Origin of the sequence: Pseudomonas sp. 15A4, from assembly GCF_016925575.1 — a bacterium.
Classification (GTDB): Bacteria; Pseudomonadota; Gammaproteobacteria; order Pseudomonadales; family Pseudomonadaceae; genus Aquipseudomonas.
Genome location: NZ_CP068986.1, coordinates 4,439,322 through 4,456,256, shown reverse-complemented (window position 1 = coordinate 4,456,256; position 16,935 = coordinate 4,439,322). Strand labels below are relative to the sequence as shown.

General features: G+C 59.3%; 11 protein-coding genes, 4 tRNA genes and 2 pseudogenes. 10 read left to right on the top strand and 7 right to left on the bottom strand.

All coding sequences use genetic code 11. The features are described 5' to 3' along the window. Positions 1-11: 11 nt before the first annotated feature. The 6 genes and pseudogenes from JN403_RS19625 to JN403_RS25660 form a co-directional block, all read right to left on the bottom strand. Positions 12-1,955 (bottom strand): type VI secretion system tip protein VgrG, encoded by a 1,944-nt coding sequence (locus JN403_RS19625; protein WP_205483946.1) that lies wholly within the window; start codon positions 1,953-1,955, stop codon positions 12-14. Next, positions 1,864-2,514 carry a hypothetical protein gene (locus JN403_RS19620; protein WP_205483926.1) on the bottom strand — a complete coding sequence of 217 codons (651 nt, stop codon included), beginning with the start codon at positions 2,512-2,514 and terminating at the stop codon, positions 1,864-1,866. Before JN403_RS19620 ends, JN403_RS19625 begins: the two co-directional genes overlap by 92 nt. A 158-nt stretch (positions 2,515-2,672) precedes the next feature. Then, a complete protein-coding gene (locus tag JN403_RS19615; protein ID WP_240356683.1) occupies positions 2,673-2,921 on the bottom strand; it encodes a hypothetical protein in 249 nt (82 codons plus the stop codon). A gap of 211 nt (positions 2,922-3,132) precedes the next feature. Next, positions 3,133-3,531, bottom strand: a complete 399-nt coding sequence (locus JN403_RS19610; RefSeq protein ID WP_205483924.1) for a hypothetical protein — start codon at positions 3,529-3,531, stop codon at positions 3,133-3,135. Between the two features lie 747 nt (positions 3,532-4,278). Next, the gene (locus JN403_RS19605) at positions 4,279-8,655 is read right to left on the bottom strand and encodes an RHS repeat-associated core domain-containing protein (RefSeq protein ID WP_205483921.1); all 4,377 of its coding nucleotides are present in this window, start codon (positions 8,653-8,655) and stop codon (positions 4,279-4,281) included. 159 nt (positions 8,656-8,814) lie between these two features. Beyond that, positions 8,815-8,958: pseudogene (locus tag JN403_RS25660) on the bottom strand (hypothetical protein); the annotation flags it as partial. 214 nt (positions 8,959-9,172) lie between these two features. On the opposite strand from JN403_RS25660, the gene gltX reads away from it, so the two are divergent. The 9 genes from gltX to JN403_RS19560 all read left to right on the top strand — a co-directional run bounded on the left by gltX (position 9,173) and on the right by JN403_RS19560 (position 14,402). After that, on the top strand, positions 9,173-10,654 hold the full coding sequence (gltX, locus tag JN403_RS19600; RefSeq protein WP_205483919.1) for a glutamate--tRNA ligase: 1,482 nt from the start codon (positions 9,173-9,175) through the stop codon (positions 10,652-10,654). A gap of 206 nt (positions 10,655-10,860) precedes the next feature. Next, positions 10,861-10,936: transfer RNA gene (locus JN403_RS19595), tRNA-Ala, on the top strand. Between the two features lie 83 nt (positions 10,937-11,019). Beyond that, positions 11,020-11,095: transfer RNA gene (locus JN403_RS19590), tRNA-Glu, on the top strand. 51 nt (positions 11,096-11,146) lie between these two features. Next, positions 11,147-11,222: transfer RNA gene (locus tag JN403_RS19585), tRNA-Ala, on the top strand. A 54-nt stretch (positions 11,223-11,276) separates the two neighbouring features. Further along, positions 11,277-11,352: transfer RNA gene (locus JN403_RS19580), tRNA-Glu, on the top strand. A gap of 229 nt (positions 11,353-11,581) precedes the next feature. Beyond that, on the top strand, positions 11,582-12,088 hold the full coding sequence (locus JN403_RS19575; RefSeq protein ID WP_205487529.1) for a TetR/AcrR family transcriptional regulator: 507 nt from the start codon (positions 11,582-11,584) through the stop codon (positions 12,086-12,088). 282 nt (positions 12,089-12,370) lie between these two features. Beyond that, positions 12,371-12,811, top strand: a complete 441-nt coding sequence (locus tag JN403_RS19570) for a thioesterase family protein (protein ID WP_205483917.1) — start codon at positions 12,371-12,373, stop codon at positions 12,809-12,811. Positions 12,812-12,885: 74 nt separating this feature from the next. Then, positions 12,886-13,845 carry a tRNA-dihydrouridine synthase gene (locus tag JN403_RS19565; RefSeq protein WP_205483915.1) on the top strand — a complete coding sequence of 320 codons (960 nt, stop codon included), beginning with the start codon at positions 12,886-12,888 and terminating at the stop codon, positions 13,843-13,845. A gap of 113 nt (positions 13,846-13,958) precedes the next feature. Continuing rightward, entirely contained in the window at positions 13,959-14,402 is a 444-nt protein-coding gene (locus tag JN403_RS19560) for an Hsp20 family protein (RefSeq protein WP_122538320.1), read from the top strand. Between the two features lie 50 nt (positions 14,403-14,452). Here JN403_RS19560 and JN403_RS19555 read toward each other — a convergent pair. Then, positions 14,453-15,348, bottom strand: a pseudogene (locus JN403_RS19555) (LysR family transcriptional regulator). A gap of 155 nt (positions 15,349-15,503) precedes the next feature. Here JN403_RS19555 and leuC point away from each other — a divergent pair. After that, positions 15,504-16,928, top strand: coding sequence for a 3-isopropylmalate dehydratase large subunit (gene leuC / locus JN403_RS19550; protein ID WP_205483913.1), 1,425 nt, complete (start codon positions 15,504-15,506; stop codon positions 16,926-16,928). Positions 16,929-16,935 lie beyond the last annotated feature (7 nt).

Genomic DNA, 16,935 nt, shown 5'->3' with positions numbered 1-16,935 from the left:
GAATAAGGTGTTTACTGGCCGGATTTCGGCTCGGGGAACATGGCTTTGACGGCTGCGTCGATACTGCCTTTTTCGCCTTGGCCGTCAGGCGTGGCACCCGGCCCGCCGCCGATGTTCAGGTGCAGATGGCCGCCCGTGTTGATCTCGGCGCTGCCCTCGGTGTTGAAGTTGAACTGCACGCCAGTGAGGTTGATCTGCCCGCTGGCATTGAGCTCAAGCACGCTCTTGCCGCAGACCAGACGCAGGTTTTCGCCGACCTCGATCAGGTAGCTGCGGCTAATGCTGTCGGTCTTGCTCGAACCCACCAGCAAAACATCGTCGTGCTGCACGGCGCGCAGTCGGTCGAGCCCAATCGTCACCGTCTCGGTGTTGCCGATGCTCTTGTTCCGGTCGTGCCCCACCGAGTGGCTTTCGTCCACTTCGACGACGATGTCCTGATTACGCTCGGCGTGGATGTACAGCTGCTCACTCCCTCTTTTGTCCTCCATGCGGATTTCGTTGAAGTTCGCAGGCGTGCCGCCCTTGCTTGACCGGCTTTTCATCCCGCTTTGCGTGGCATTGGCGGGTAGGTCGTAAGGCACAGTTTGTTCTGCGTTGTAAACGCGGCCGGTGATGATCGGGCGGTCGGGGTCGCCCTCGAGGAAGCTGACAATGACTTCCTGACCGATGCGCGGGATTTGCACCGAGCCCCAGTTCTTCCCCGCCCAGGCTTGCGATACACGAATCCAGCACGAGCTGTTTTCGTTGGACTGGTCGTGACGGTCCCAGTAGAAATGCACCTTCACCCGGCCAAACTGGTCGGTCCAGATTTCTTCGCCGCTGGGGCCGACCACCCGTGCGGTCTGCGGCCCTTTGACGATGGGGCGCACGGTCTTGGGCAGTGGCCGGAAGCTCTGTTGCGCGCTGATGCACGACATCGCGCTTTCGTACTGCAGGCCTGCGCCGCTGGTGCCGGTTTCCAGACTTTCCTGGCTGATCATGTAGCTGGCGGCAACGATCAGGTATTCGCGGTTTTGGTCCGGGCGGCTGAAGCCGGTCATGCTGAAAAGATGCCCCGATCCCAGTCCGCGTGTATTGCCGCTGAACTCGACGCGTTCGTGCAGGCTTTGAATCGCCTCGATGCGCGTGCGGGCGTAGTGCTCGCCGTCCTCGCTTTGCACGTACGTGCCGGGGTAGTCATACAGCGGATAATCGCCTGCCGCATGAGGTCGTGGCATGGCCGAGCGCACATCGATGCGAGCGCCGGGGCGCTGGAAGTCGTAATCGTTGAGCTCCAGAGAGCCCGGCTGGACTTCCTGCGCCAGCCGCCAGTCATTGAGGTGATCGCGCTCGCGGTGCTGACCGTCCGGTGGGTAGTAGGGAACAGACTCATAGCCAGGCGCCGGTTGATGCGCGCCATAAGCGTCAGCCAGGACCAATACGTGACGGTCTTTTTCATGACGGAAGAAATAGTAAATTCCTTCCTGTTCCATCAAGCGGCTGACAAAGTCGAAGCTGGTTTCCCGGTACTGAACGCAGTATTCCCACTCGCGATAGGGGCGGCTGAGGGCGTCTTCAAAGTCGGAGAAGCCCAGGTCGCGGAACACCTGTTTGATGATCTGCGGAATGCTCTGGTGCTGGAAAATCTTGCAGTCAGAGGTGCGCGTCAGCAACCACAGCCAAGGCCGCAGCGTGACCTGATAACTGGCGAACTGACCGGCATCGACGTTCTGGCTGCACCGCGCAACCAGCCCGTGGAAATAGCGCTCGTTGCCGTCAATCAGCTGCAGCGACAGGCTCATGGGCTTGCCCAGCAACTGGTTCAGGTCAATGGCCGCGTCGTTCGATGTCAGCTGCAATTCGTAATCGAACATACGCCCCAGCTCATCGCCGCCGCTCATGTGTTTGAGCAGCAACACGTCGGGCCCCAACGGGCTGCTGACTTGGGCGAGGCGGGTGAGTTGCTGAAAATTCATGGTCTGTCACCAGGATCGTTAAAGGGGCATGTGCGTCTGACGGGGTGCGTGGATGCTGTCGGCGTAGACGTACAGGCTGACAGGTTCGTTGCGCTGTTGCAGCAGCAGGCGCAGCCCGTCTCAAGTGAAGCGCGTTTCGCCGAGCCGTTGCCCGTTTTGTTCGTGTTCGCGTTTCAACAACGGCGCTAAAAGCCCAATCTCGTTCGCTTGCTCTTAAATTTAATCTACCATCCTCCTGGGTTACGAAAAAATGGGCGTAAGAAATGTTTCGCCAGTTCTTTATAGATACGTCAGTAGCGTTGCTGCCAAAGAGTTTAATCACGATCACATCATAATCTTGGCCATGAATCCCCCATTTAGCTATTTCGATTGAGGGTTTCTGCATGGTGTGTAGATTGATAGAGAATCTGCCTTCGACATCAAATCGTACTTGACCGATAAGGATGATTCCGACCAGTCCTTCGGGGAATATCCTCTTTAAGAAAAAGCTGTTATTGATGTAATCTAAAAAAATCATTTTAGGTCCCTGAAAGTTGTAATGTCCTTGAGTGCTGGGCATATTACCTGTCCCTAATCTTTTTCGATCTTGCATTTAAGTGGGTTTCTGCACCTCAAGCCTGTTGCAAAGAACCAACAGCTGCCATGACATCACGTCAAAGAATTACTTAGGTTGGACAGCTACTGAGCAAATAGTTATGAATCGTTCTTGCGGCGCTACTAGTCACCTGGTTTTTCCCAGTACACGATGCTTTCGAATGCTCTTTCGACATCATCCATATCGTCATCGCCAAGCTCATGATTGAATTTTGAAGAGATGATTTTTCTTGTCTTGGCCAAGCGACGAGTTACTTCATTTTCATCAATGAATCGAGTCGTCTCCAGCGCATATTCAACAGGTGTGGTGTCGGTTGGAGGGGAGTCGACACGCTCATAGTAGTAACTCGCGATTTTCTTCAGGGAAATCAATATGTATTCGATTTCACTAAGTGCCTCTATCGCCTCGGAGCCGGGAATTTCGATACTCTCGTTATCTTTCAGCGTGTCATTCCTGTTGGGTAGCCTGCTCTAATTGTCGCCTTGTGGTCCCGGGCTTAATTATATCGCCAGGGCCGTGATGGCTACTTAACCGCTAACTCAAGCACACCGCCATAGGTCACAAGAATAGTAATTTGATGGGTCACAGCTTTTTTACTTTCCAGACGCGAGTGGCAGCGGTAAAAGAAAGTCCTTTGAAATGTCCGATTAGCTCAAGCAAATTTTCCCATGTATAGACGCTTCTGGATGTGAAAATTTGAGAGCTCTCTTGGTTTGCTATCTCCAAGAAATAAAACCCTTTGTTGTGGTCCTGTTGTTTGCTGATCCTGTCTTCGAACCGGGCTGGTCGGATCGAGATGATACAGTCGTCCATAAGGTAGCATCGTTTTTCATAAATTGACTCATCCATGTTCCATGGATTTTTCTTTGTCAGATCAATTGAATTGGCATTATCGTGAACTACGGTGTACCAATATGATGGGCTACCTGTTTCGCGCGCTTTTTCGTCGTCGGAGTCGGATAAAAGAACAATTTTTTCCATTTTTCAGTAATCCAAACGCAAGTTGTCGAAAATGCCTTTTCATTGTTCCAAGCGTTGACATGAGGTCCTGCGCCAAACTCAGGATGCTCTAGCTCATCGTCCCGCCAGCCTGACGTTTTGCCCTGATTCCCACCACCGATTCTTCCCTTCGACGCTTGCCAACTGCGAGGTCCGCCTCTGAAGTCTGGCTTCCTCGCAGTTATGGGAGTGGAGCCCAAGTCGCCCCAACTGGCCCGTGATCTGGAGTTCGAAGCCGCGGCACAGATGCCCGACGGGATCGGCAAGCTGCGGGATCGGTTGTTGGCGGTTTGATAACGGCAGTAAAAATCATTGCCCAATGCCCGCGTCAGGATCAGGTGGGCAATCGTTAAGAAAGGTACGTCCTGCACTGTTGAAATGTCAGCGTGCCAACTGTAAATGCTATTTTCCAGCCCTCGCCTTTGGTTTGGATACAAAATTTGCGGTCGCGTAATTCGCACTCCATATTGCCGTAATCGATTTTGTTCCAATCCGCAATTTCTATGTCATCAATCCCCGTGCCTAGCATCACGATGACGACAGTGTCGTAATTCACTCCCCAAGCGCCCCATTTGGGTATCTCTCGAGACGGTTTCTGTCGTGTATGGATGTTTAGACTGAACTCAGAGTTTGGGTCCAAGCCGATGTGCGCAATGAGTGCAGTATCCGTGAGTCCTTCAGGAAAGATGCTTTTAAGGAACGTGTTGTTATAGATACAGTCGATTATGTTCATTTTTCGGTGCCAAAATTGTAGTGGCCGTGAGTGCCGTCCGCTGAGCCGGAGCGGAGGTTATCTCCCTGCCGAGCGTTGAAGTGTGGTTCTGCGCCATGCATATGTGTTGCCTTCGAGTGGCCGTAACTGTGCTCTTGAATAGTAATTTTGTTACCCCTGATATTGTCGTACTCATAGTTTCTTGTCATCACAGGTTGTCCATTTTTCATAACCGGACTGCCGTATCCATCATCAAGCGATTGTCTATAAAGCCTTGTTGGAGCTGCGCTGATTGGAATACCGGCATCACGCTTTAATTGTCGAAACGCATCCCTTCTGCTTGTCGCCTGATAGGACGTCTTCTTGTTGGGGTTGCAACTCCAACCCCACGGATCCACCCACCCAACCGGATTCGGCGCGTACTGATAGAGATTAATCCCACCCGCCAACCCAATCGGATCCGGCGTCGTGAACCGTCCCACATCCGGGTCGTAGAACCTGAAGGTGTTGTAATGCAGTCCGGTTTCGCGATCAAGGTATTGGCCCTGAAATCTGAGATTCTGTTCCTCGATGAAATACGGTTCGCGGGCCTCTTCGGCGGTGTTGCCCCAGACCTGATAACGCGCGTGCCAGACGGGGTGGCCGTCGGCTTCGGTGAGTTGTTCGGGAAGGCCGTTGAGGTCGTTGTGGTAATAACGCATTTTTTGCAAGGCGCCGTCGCCGTCGATGCGGGCGAGGGGCTCGTGGCTGCCGTCGGCGTAGACGTACAGGCTGGTCAGGCTGTTGCGTTGTTCTTGCAGCAGGCGCAGGCCGTCCCAGGTGAAGCGAGTTTCGCCGAGTAATTGGCCGTTTCGGTCGTGTTCGCTTTTGCCGATGCGTCGGCCCAGCGGGTCGTAGCTCATGCGCACGACGTGGCCGTTGGGGTTGTGCACTTCGGTCAAACGGCTGTCGGCGTTGTAGGCAAACCGTTGGGTGCCGTGGCGGGCGCTGCGCTTTTCGATCATCCGCCCGAAGCCGTCGTAGCGATAACGCTTGTCCTGATACGTCAGCAGTCTGTTGTGCACGACCCGCCCGGCACCGGATTGCGGGCCGTCGAGCAGGTTGGCGGCGGCGTCGTAGGCGAAGGTTTCGCTGTTTCCCTGAAGGTTGTCCTGACTGGCCATGATCCGTGCCGTGGCGTCGTAGTGCAGCAGCGTTCGCTGGTCACGCTGGCGGTTGCGATTCAGTCGTCCGATCAGGTTGTCGGCGGGATCGTATTCAAATTCCCTGCTCGATTCGGCAGGCAATTGCGGCGGTTGATGCGTGGCCCGACGTAACCGGGAACGCAGACGCCCCGTGCGGTCGTACTGGCTGCGCGTGCTGATCTGCCCTTGGCTGCGCAGCACCTCGCGATGCAGGCGATCACGCTCGAAGTCGCTGATGACCTGCCCGTCGAGATTGATCTGGTGCAGATGACCGCTGCCGTAATGCAGGCGATTGAGCCAGCGGCTGTCGGGCAGTTGCGTCTGAGTCAGATTCCCCAGTTCGTCGTAGTGATGCTGCAGCACGCCAGCCGCCGTGTGCTCGCTGAGCAACTGCCCCATCGCGTCGTAAGCAAACCCCAGCGTCTGTTGCTGACCAAGCTCATCAGTAAACGCGACCTCAATCAGCTGATCCAGGGGGTTGTAGCGGTACTCAGTACGCCCGTCGCCAGTGACCTTGGCAATCAGGCGACCCGCCCCGTCGCGCTCCAGTGAGTGAACAATCGAATCCGCAACACGCTGGGTTTCATCAGGCGCAGGCAACTGCTCTACGCGAACCGGATGACTCAGCGCGTCGTAGCCATAGCGCCGCTGGCTGCCATCCAGATCCTGCTGCGCCACCAGCCGATCAGTGGCATCCCAGGCAAAGCGATAGTGCTCGCCATTCTCGTTGGTCAGCGCCCGCAGCCGGCCATAGGCGTCATAGTTGAACTGAACCTGGCGATTGTGGGCGTCGACGTGCTGACGCACCTGACCCCGGCTGTTGTACTCATAGCGGGTGGTATGGCCGGCCGGATCGGTATAGCCGGTGAGCAATCCGCTGGCATCACGCACGTAGTGTTCAACCCGACCGTCCGCCAACTGGCTGCGCAATAGCCGGCCCTGGGCGTCGTGTTGATAAAGCGTGGGCTCCCCCAGCGCGTCGGTGACGCTCTGCAGATGACCGTGCACGTCGTAACTGAATGCCGTCGGATAGCCTGAGCAGTCCACGTATTCGATCAACTGACCGAATTCATTCCAGCGCAGCTGTTTGCGCTTGCCGGCCGCATCGGTGATCTCGATCACCTGACCACGTTCGTCGTAGCGATAGCGTGTGACATGGCCCAGCGCATCGGACTCGTGGGTGCAGTTGCCCCTCGGGTCATAGCGGTATTGCCAACTGCTGCCGGCAGCGTCGGTCTCGACCAGGGGCAGCGACCAATGCTCCAGCCATACCGTAGAGTCACTGCGCCCGAGCGGGTCTTCCGTTGCTGAGAGATTGCCAGCGTCGTCGTAGCGGTACGACCACTGTCCGCCCAAGGGATCAGTCGCGCCGAGCAACTGGCGCTCGTCGTTCCAGCCAAACCGCCAGGTCTGGCCGAGATTGTCGGTGTACTCGGTGATCTGGTGCTGACTGTTCCACAGGCGCGTGCTGCGCCGGTTCAGGCTGTCGGTGATCTGCGTGCTGCCAGCACCCAGGTCATAGTCGAAGCGGTACTCATCGCCCTCGTCAGTCCAGTGACGAACCACGCGCCATTCGCGCCCATCACTCAGCGCCCAATCATAAAAGCAGCGCAAGCCGGTCGGCAGTTGATGCTCGACCATCCGTCGCCCGCTGTCGTAAGCAAAACGTCGCTGTACCGCTCCAAGCGCATCGCGTACCTCGGCCAGATCGCCGACAGCGTCGTACGCATAGCTCGCCAGCACTTCCCGGGTTTGGTCGCTGAACAGGCGCTCGATACGCTCAACCCGACGCGGCCATTGCGCCGAATACGCCAGCGATACGCATAATGCGTCGAAGGTATCGCGCAGTTGAATAAGCCGACCTTCAGCGTCGTAATCCAGATAAATGCGGTTGTCGTTGCGGTCGCCCAACTGAGTCAGGCGCAGCAATGAAGAACCGCTTAACGTTGGCTCGAACAGCCGATAAACCCCGTCCTCGCTCTCGATCAGCAACTGACCATTGCCATGCCGCTTCACGGCCAGCCCTTCGCCTGCGCTGAATACCGCGCCGCCGAGTGGGATCGCCCCCATGTCGATGCTGCGCGCCTGCTCATCGATGTAGATCAGCCGTTCGCCACCCTCCGGATGGGCTTCGATGCGCACACTGACCTCAAACGCCACGCTCCAGCCCGCGCCGAACAGGCCATCGCGGCGCTCGTCACGGCTGCTGTAAAAACGCTGCCACTCAATGGGCAGGATGCCCGGCAGCACGAAGTCCAGCTCTTCAACACCGCCGAGGACTTTGGCGCCGGTGGCGGCATGCACCGGGTTTGGCGAACCGGCGATGGCGTTGGTCAACGCGCCCATGGCCGAACTGACGACAAAAGCGTTCACGCCACTGAGCAGCATGCACGGCAGGTTGCTGAGGAACTTGCCCTTGCTGCCCTTGAGCATCATCAGCGCAGTGATCGCCAGGCCCACCCCGGGCGTCTTGCCGCTGCGGATTTCCCGCACCACCACCTTGCCGCCGCCGATGCGCACGTTGGGCGAGATCAACCCCGAGGACACGACTGTCGCGTCGCACGTACTGCGATCGCCGCTGCGCACGGCGGGCTGCCCGTTGATGGTGACCTTGTCCGAACCTTCGGCGAGCATCTGGGGTGGCATCGGCGGGTGACGCGTGCAGAGCACCAGATCCAGCGGCTTGGGCACAACGCCCGGGCCCGGCGTCGCGACAGTGGGGCGCCGCATCTGCGCGAAGAAGCCCTTGGCCATGTCGAGAAAGCCCGGTTCCTCCGGGGATTCGGGTTCCTCGGCTTCTGCGCTGTCGGGTGAACCCGCAGGCACCAGCGTCGACGGCACGCTCCCTGCCGCCCGCGCGGCGGGAATGCCGTTGATGAAGGTGTCGGTGGAGCCGGTCGTAATAGTGGCCTGAGGCGTGGGCGGGAACAGGCCGTTGCCGATGTCCTCGCACAACGAACTGAGGCCCTTGTCGGCGCCGGTTTTGCTCATCACCACGCCGACAACCAGTCCGACCACCGCGCCCAGCACGCAGGCGCCGATGCCGCCAGTGGCTACGGTAATCCCCGTTGCCGCGACCACCGCAGCGGTGGCCAGCGCGCCGATGGCGACGTTGGCGGCCACTTCCAGCACGCCGCCGAGGATGTCGGCCATCATTGAGGTGTGCGATAAGGCATCGCCCACCCGAGCGGCCCAGAGTGCGTCAGACATTCTTTGATCCGCTCAGTGAAAGACGCCGTAATTTAAGGTCTTTGAGCTGCGTTGTCTGAACACAGAAACACAAAAAGAGCGGATTCCGCGCTTTTCAGAAAGAGACTACAACCCCGATGCCTACATTCCTGTGAATGACAAAGAAATGCCTGATGAAGACAGACTCGACGCCGACCCCGCGTCCTGGGGCTGGATGAACGCCGTTGCGTTGAGGGAATTGGTCACCACGATCAGCGGCTGGCCCCGCGCCCGCACGATCTGAATCTGATTGAACTGTGGCCCGGCGAAATCCGGGTTGAGCACAGCGGGCGGATCAGATCGTCACCGGCCATGCATGACCGCCACTGATGGCGGGGCATTTCTTGCAAGACTCGTTGCAGCGCGTGCCGGGCGGCGAGGGCGGGGCCGCCTGTCCTGCGATCGACACGATTCTGGGGTCCATCAAGCGCCGACGCTGGAGCCGCGCAGGCCGCGCCTGTTAACATTCGCGGCTTGTTCGACCTATCCGGGATTTTCCATGACCACCGTTCGCACCCGCATCGCGCCATCGCCCACCGGCGACCCCCACGTTGGCACGGCGTACATCGCGCTGTTCAACTATTGCTTCGCCAAGCAGCATGGCGGCGAATTCATCCTGCGCATTGAAGACACCGATCAACTGCGCTCGACCCGCGAGTCCGAACAACAGATTTTCGACGCTCTGCGCTGGCTCGGCATCGAATGGAGCGAAGGCCCCGATGTCGGTGGTCCCCATGGTCCGTATCGCCAGAGCGAGCGCGGCGACATCTACAAGAAGTACGTGCAGCAACTGGTCGACGCCGGTCATGCCTTCCCGTGTTTCTGCACCGCCGAAGAGCTCGACCAGATGCGCGCCGAGCAGACCGCCCGTGGCGAAACCCCGCGCTACGACGGCCGCGCGCTGTTGCTCTCGAAAGAAGAAGTCGAGCGCCGCCTGGCCGCTGGCGAACCCCATGTGATCCGCATGAAGGTGCCAAGCGAAGGTGTTTGCGTGGTGCCGGACATCCTCCGTGGCGAAGTCGAAATCCCTTGGGACCGCATGGACATGCAGGTCCTGATGAAGACTGACGGCCTGCCGACCTACTTCCTGGCTAATGTCGTCGACGACCACCTGATGGGCATCACCCACGTGTTGCGCGGCGAAGAATGGCTGCCGTCGGCACCGAAGCTGATCCTGCTCTACGAATACTTCGGCTGGGAAAAACCGGCGCTGTGCTACATGCCGCTGCTGCGTAACCCGGACAAGAGCAAGCTGTCCAAGCGCAAGAACCCGACCTCGGTGACGTTCTACGAGCGCATGGGCTTCATGCCCGAAGCGATGCTCAACTACCTGGGCCGCATGGGCTGGTCAATGCCGGACGAGCGCGAAAAGTTCTCGCTGGACGAAATGGTCGAACACTTCGACCTGACCCGCGTCTCCCTCGGCGGCCCGATCTTCGACATCGAGAAGCTCTCTTGGCTGAACGGCCAGTGGCTGCGTGAGCTGCCGGTGGAAGAGTTCGCCAGCCGCGTGCAGAAATGGGCGTTCAACAGCGACTACATGATGAAGATCGCGCCCCACGTTCAGGGTCGCGTCGAAACCTTCAGTCAGATTGCGCCACTGGGCGGCTTCTTTTTCGCCGGTGGCGTGACGCCGGACGTCAAGCTGTTCGAGCACAAGAAGCTGTCGCCGGAACAGGTGCGTCAGGTTATTCAACTTATCCTGTGGAAGCTGGAATCCCTGCGGCAGTGGGAGAAGGACAAGATCACCGGTTGCATTCAGGCCGTGGTCGAGCACCTTGAACTGAAGCTGCGCGATGCCATGCCGCTGATGTTTGCCGCCATCACCGGTCAGGCAAACTCGGTATCAGTGACCGATGCGATGGAAATTCTCGGACCGGACCTGACCCGTTTCCGTCTGCGCCAGGCGCTGGACATGCTGGGCGGCGTGTCCAAGAAAGAGAACAAAGAGTGGGAAAAGCTGCTCGGCGCTATTGGCTGAACGACGCCGGGCCATGGGGCATTTGCCGGGTGGCCCGGCGTGGTGCATTTTTGCGGGAGGCGGTAAGTGATTGTTATCCCGGAAAATTCTTTTGGAATTGTTTGAAAAAGAGTTTGACAGCTTTGTGGGTCGCACTTAATATGCGCCCCGTCCACACGGCAACGCAGAAACACGCGGTAACGCGGCGTTCTCTGTCAGTGTAATGTGGGGCTATAGCTCAGCTGGGAGAGCGCCTGCATGGCATGCAGGAGGTCAGCGGTTCGATCCCGCTTAGCTCCACCAAATTAGAAGCTTCAAGGGTCGCTTTACTGCCTTGAAGCTTGTACCGCTTCGGAACCAGCACCGATGCGGTACGCAAGGGTTACGTCCCCTTCGTCTAGTGGCCTAGGACACCGCCCTTTCACGGCGGTAACAGGGGTTCGAGTCCCCTAGGGGACGCCAGTTTTACCGAGTGATGCGTTAAAGCTGATCTCCGCCGAGAGGCGTAAAGTCGGGGCTATAGCTCAGCTGGGAGAGCGCCTGCATGGCATGCAGGAGGTCAGCGGTTCGATCCCGCTTAGCTCCACCAATTTCTGCCAGGGTTCGTCATGTTGTCACCGACGAATCTGCTCGAAGGTTTTGCGTCCCCTTCGTCTAGTGGCCTAGGACACCGCCCTTTCACGGCGGTAACAGGGGTTCGAGTCCCCTAGGGGACGCCACGATTTCTCGCTCTGCGAGACCAAGGGTCATTCGATTATTGAATGGCCCTTTTGTTTTTCGGGGTCTGGTTCCAGACCTTGTCCTTGATAGGTCTCTCCAGTCGTTCATCCCCCGGTCGTTGATCTCAAACATCGGTTGCGTCCTTGCCAACGCACATGATGAGGATAATATTATCGCCATCATCCCGGAGGCGGTCATGAACGACAAAAAGCACAGACCCGCGAACGCATACTCACTGCTGCAAGCACCGCGCTGATCGCGCGCGGCCCGATCGAACCCAGCGTCAACGAGATCATGGGCGCAGCGGGGCTAACCGTGGGTGGCTTCTACGCGCACTTCGACAGCAAGGAAGCGCTGATGCTGGAAGCCTTCAGCCAGTTGCTGGCCGAGCGCCGAGAGATGGTTGCGACGATCGACGATCAGTTACCGGGCGATGAGCGGCGCGCGCTGCTGGCGGCGTTCTACCTGTCGCGCAAGCACCGTGACGCGCAACAGCATGCATGCCCGTTGCCGACGGCGATCGGGGAGATGGCGCGTCTCTCCGCCGATTTCCGCAACGCCCTGGCGGAACATGTCGAACTGATGGTGGCGCAACTCGCTGCAAGCCCGGAGGAGGCCGACAAGACCCTGGCCGACATCGCCTTGATGGTCGGTGGTCTGGCGCTCGCCCGGGCCCTGGGCCCCGGCGAACTGTCGGATCGGGTGCTGAGGGCGGCGAAGTCGGCGGTGGTCTGAGTCAGGCAGTACATCCTGTGTCGCCAGCCTTTCCAGTAGTAGGACCGGCTTCAGCCGGGAAGGGGCCAGCGTGGACACCCTCAATTTTGCGTTGTGACACCCGACGCCTTCCCGGCTAAAGCCAGTCCTACAAGATGCGCGCGGTCAGTCAGTGGGACCGGCTTCAGCCGGGAAGGCGCCAGCGGGGACACCCTCAATCTCTGGTCAGGCAAGCCCGCCATCAGTTTTGTCCGATGCTTTTGGTTACACTGCCCGCCGGATGAGCCGAGGAGGCAGGAAGAAATGGTCTGGGATCTGGCAACGCCGTTCGTCATTGATCTGCAGGTGGGCGAGGAGGACATCGATGGCTTGGGTCACGCCAACAACGCTGTGTACGTCACCTGGCTCGAACGCTGCGCATGGCGGCATTCGCAGCAACTTGGGCTGGACCTGACCGAGTACCGCCGACTCGACCGGGCCATGGCCGTGGTGCGTCACGAAATCGACTACCTGGCCAGCGCGTATCAGGATGACGAGCTGCAACTGGCGACCTGGATTGTCGACTGGGACCAACGCCTGAAAATGACCCGGCGCTTCCAGCTCAAACGTCCCAGTGACGGCATGACATTGCTGCGGGCGCAAACCACCTTCGTCTGCATCGAACTGTCGTCGGGCAAACCCAAGCGCATGCCGAGCGAGTTCATCGACGGCTACGCGGCGGGGCTGCACGGCACAGTCTCCTGACGTTCGGCGCGCTTAAACCGTATCCAATCCGCCGGCCTCTGCGTAAACTGCCGGACTTTTTTCGAGTGTGACCCATGCAAATTGCCCTGGCGCCCATGGAAGGCCTGGTCGACGACATCCTGCGCGACGTGCTGACGCAGGTCGGCGGCATCGACTGGTGCGTGACCGAATTCATCCGGGTGACCGAGCGCGTATTGCCGGAGCATTACTTCCACAAGCTCGCATCCGAGCTGTTGCAGGGCTCGAAAACCCGCGCCGGCGTGCCGCTGCGTGTGCAACTGCTGGGTTCGGACCCGGTGTGCCTGGCCGAGAATGCAGCTTTCGCGGCCGAACTGGGCGCTCCGGTCATTGACCTGAACTTCGGCTGTCCCGCCAAGACGGTCAACAAGTCCCGGGGCGGGGCGGTGTTGCTCAAAGAGCCAGAGCTGCTGCACACCATCCTCAGCCACGTGCGCCGCGCGGTGCCGGCACACATCCCGGTCACCGCCAAGATGCGCCTGGGCTACGACAGCACCGAGCCGGCCCTTGATTGCGCCCGGGCGCTGGAAGCGGGCGGCGCTGAACACATCGTCGTTCACGCCCGCACCAAAGTTGACGGCTACAAGCCGCCGGCGCACTGGGAGTGGATCGGCAAGATTCAGGACGTGGTGAAGATTCCGATCATCGCCAACGGCGAGATCTGGACCGTTGACGACTGGCGACGCTGCCGGGAAATCTGCGGGCCCCGCGACATCATGATTGGTCGCGGTCTGGTGGCGCGTCCGGACCTGGGCCGACAGATTGCCGCTGCTCAGGCCGGGCGTGAGGTCATCCCCATGACCTGGATCGAGCTGCAGCCGCTGCTGCGAGACTTCTGGCTGCAGGCCATGGCCAAGATGACCCGCGTTCAGGCACCGGGCCGGCTCAAGCAATGGGTGGTCCTGCTGACCAAAAGCTACCCCGAAGCGACCGTGCTGTTCGATGCCCTGCGCCGCGAAACCGACTGCGAGCGGATCAGCCAGATGCTCGGTGTGAGCGTGCCGGAAGCTGCCTGAAAATTTTTTTGAGGACTCTTGAAACGCAAATGGCCGTCCCTATTTTGGGATTACGCGATGCCGAAGTCGGGTCGCGGAGATAACCACTTGCTGATTTATCAGGAGATTTTCAGATGACTACTGCATTTTCCCTGGCTCCACTGTTCCGTCACTCCGTTGGCTTCGACCGCTTCAACGACCTGTTCGAGTCGGCGGCGCGCAACGAGTCGGCCAGCAGTTACCCTCCCTACAACGTCGAGAAACACGCTGATGACCAATACCGCATCGTCATCGCGGCGGCGGGGTTCCAGGAGGAAGATCTGGAGTTGCAAGTCGAGAAGGGCGTATTGACCGTCACGGGCAACAAGCGCGAGAACACCGCGGAAGGCGTGACCTTCCTGCACCAGGGCATTGCCCAGCGTGCATTCAAGCTGTCGTTCCGCTTGGCTGACCACATTGAGGTCAAGAACGCTGCTCTGGCCAACGGCCTGCTGAACATTGACCTGCTGCGTCTGGTGCCTGAAGAGGCCAAGCCAAAACGCATCGAAATCAATGCTCAGAAAACCCTGACTCACTGATCCCGAGTCAGCGTAAGAAGGCGCCCTGCGGGGCGCCTTTTTGTGCGCGTTCAGCGCGCCTGCGATTGCTCCAGCCCTGCAGCCTGCGCATCCAGCAGCGCCATGAACGCCCGCGCGGCATTTGAAAGCGTACGTTCGGTGTGGACGATGTACCCCAACTGCCTGCGCAACTGAATTCCCGGCAACGGGATGGCGGTGACTTGCTCGTCGAGCATGGTCCGCGGCAGCACGCTCCACGCCAGTCCGATGGACACCATCATCTTGATCGTCTCCATGTAGTTGGTGCTCATGGCAATATTTGGCTTCAGGCCCTGGGCTTCGCAGAGTCCGCTGACGATGTGGTGAGTGAAGGTGTTCTCGCCCGGAAACACCGCCGGGTAGCCTGCGATGTCGGCCAGGCTGACATTTTTCTGAGTGGCCAGCGGGTGCTCGGGTGCGGCGACGAAGTCCAGGGGGTCGTCCCAGACCTTCACGGCTTTCACCAGCGCGTGGGGCTCGGGCGCCAACGTGATCACCGCCAGCTCCGCACGCCCATGGAGGATTTCTTCGTAGGCCACTTCCGAATCGAGAAACTGGATGTCCAGCGCAACGTCCGGATAAGTCTTGGTAAACGCCCTTAACAACGTAGGCAAACGGTGCAGGCCAATGTGGTGACTGGTTGCCAGGGTCAGGCGCCCGGTCACTTCGCCACTCAGGTTGGTCAGCGCACGCCGGGTGTCGTCCAGCACGTTGAGGATCTGATAAGCGCGGGGAGAAGGGCGCGACCGGCTTCCGTCAGGCTGACTTCGCGGCCCAGCCGATCAAACAGCCGCACGTCCAGCTGCTGCTCCAGACCGGCGATGCGCTTGCTGACGGCGGGCTGAGTCAGGTGCAGGCGCTCTCCGGCCGCCGAGAAGCTGCCCGTCTCGGCGATGGCAATAAAGGCATTGAGGTTGGCCAGATCCATCTCGAATTCCTGTTGGTTATGCAAAGCATGAAAAATATGAATTTGAGTTATTTAATCATATTCCATAGCATCTCCCCCACAAGCCAAGGGTCTTTACGGTGTCATTGCGACATCGGCGGCCGGGGCATAGAAATACGCTGATGAGGAACCGTCTGATGGCTGGCAAAACGCTCTACGACAAGCTCTGGGATTCGCATTTGGTCAAGCAGCGCGACGATGGCTCCGCGCTGCTCTACATCGACCGTCACATCATTCACGAAGTGACCTCGCCTCAGGCTTTCGAAGGCTTGCGCCTGGCCCGTCGCAAACCGTGGCGCATCGACGCCAACGTTGCGACCGTCGATCACAACGTGCCGACCACCCCTGACCGCAAGGACGGCGTCGACGCCATTGTCGATCAGGTGTCGCGCTTGCAGGTCAAGACGCTGGATGACAACTGCGACGAGTACGGCATCACCGAATTCAAGATGAACGATGTGCGTCAGGGCATCGTTCACGTCATCGGCCCGGAGCAGGGCGCGACCTTGCCGGGTATGACCGTGGTCTGCGGCGACTCGCACACCTCGACCCACGGCGCATTCGGCGCATTGGCCCACGGCATCGGCACTTCCGAGGTCGAGCACGTCCTCGCGACCCAGTGCCTGGTCGCCAAGAAGATGAAGAACATGCAAGTGAAGGTCGAAGGCAAGCTGCCGTTCGGCGTCACCGCCAAGGACATCGTCCTGGCCATCATCGGCAAGATCGGCACCGCCGGCGGTAACGGCCATGCCATCGAATTTGCCGGCAGCGCCATCCGCGACCTGTCTGTAGAAGGCCGCATGACCATTTGCAACATGTCGATCGAAGCCGGCGCCCGTGTGGGTCTGGTGGCGACCGATGAAAAGACCATTGCCTACGTGAAGGGTCGTCCTTTCGCACCGACTGCCGAGCAGTGGGACGCAGCCGTCGAGGCCTGGAAAGACCTGGTGTCCGACGACGACGCGGTGTTCGACACCGTGGTCGAGCTCGACGCAGCCCAGATCAAGCCGCAAGTCAGTTGGGGCACGTCGCCGGAAATGGTCGTGGCCGTGGATCAGAACGTGCCGGATCCGGCGCAGGAAGCCGATCTGGTCAAGCGGGGCTCCATCGAGCGCGCCTTGAAGTACATGGGCCTGAAGGCCAATCAGGCGATCACCGATATTCAACTGGATCGCGTGTTCATCGGCTCGTGCACCAACTCGCGGATCGAAGACCTGCGCGCCGCAGCGGACATCGCCAAAGGCCGTAAAGTGGCGTCGACCATCAAGCAGGCGATCGTCGTGCCGGGCTCGGGTCTGGTGAAGGAACAGGCCGAGCGGGAAGGGCTGGACAAGGTCTTCATCGAAGCCGGCTTTGAATGGCGTGAGCCAGGCTGCTCGATGTGCCTGGCGATGAACCCGGACCGCCTGGAGAGCGGCGAGCACTGCGCGTCCACCTCCAACCGTAACTTCGAAGGCCGTCAGGGCGCCGGTGGACGTACTCACCTGGTCAGTCCGGCGATGGCGGCAGCGGCAGCGGTCAACGGCCGTTTCGTCGACGTTCGCACCATGAGCCAGGCATAAGGAGCCC

Coding starts and splice junctions, on each gene's coding strand:
- JN403_RS19605 (WP_205483921.1), bottom strand. CDS start 8,655: ATGTCTGACGCACTCTGGGCCGCTCGGGTGGGCGATGCCTTATCGCAC.
- JN403_RS19610 (WP_205483924.1), bottom strand. CDS start 3,531: ATGGAAAAAATTGTTCTTTTATCCGACTCCGACGACGAAAAAGCGCGC.
- JN403_RS19620 (WP_205483926.1), bottom strand. CDS start 2,514: ATGCCCAGCACTCAAGGACATTACAACTTTCAGGGACCTAAAATGATT.
- leuC (WP_205483913.1), top strand. CDS start 15,504: ATGGCTGGCAAAACGCTCTACGACAAGCTCTGGGATTCGCATTTGGTC.
- gltX (WP_205483919.1), top strand. CDS start 9,173: ATGACCACCGTTCGCACCCGCATCGCGCCATCGCCCACCGGCGACCCC.
- JN403_RS19625 (WP_205483946.1), bottom strand. CDS start 1,955: ATGAATTTTCAGCAACTCACCCGCCTCGCCCAAGTCAGCAGCCCGTTG.
- JN403_RS19570 (WP_205483917.1), top strand. CDS start 12,371: ATGGTCTGGGATCTGGCAACGCCGTTCGTCATTGATCTGCAGGTGGGC.
- JN403_RS19565 (WP_205483915.1), top strand. CDS start 12,886: ATGCAAATTGCCCTGGCGCCCATGGAAGGCCTGGTCGACGACATCCTG.
- JN403_RS19560 (WP_122538320.1), top strand. CDS start 13,959: ATGACTACTGCATTTTCCCTGGCTCCACTGTTCCGTCACTCCGTTGGC.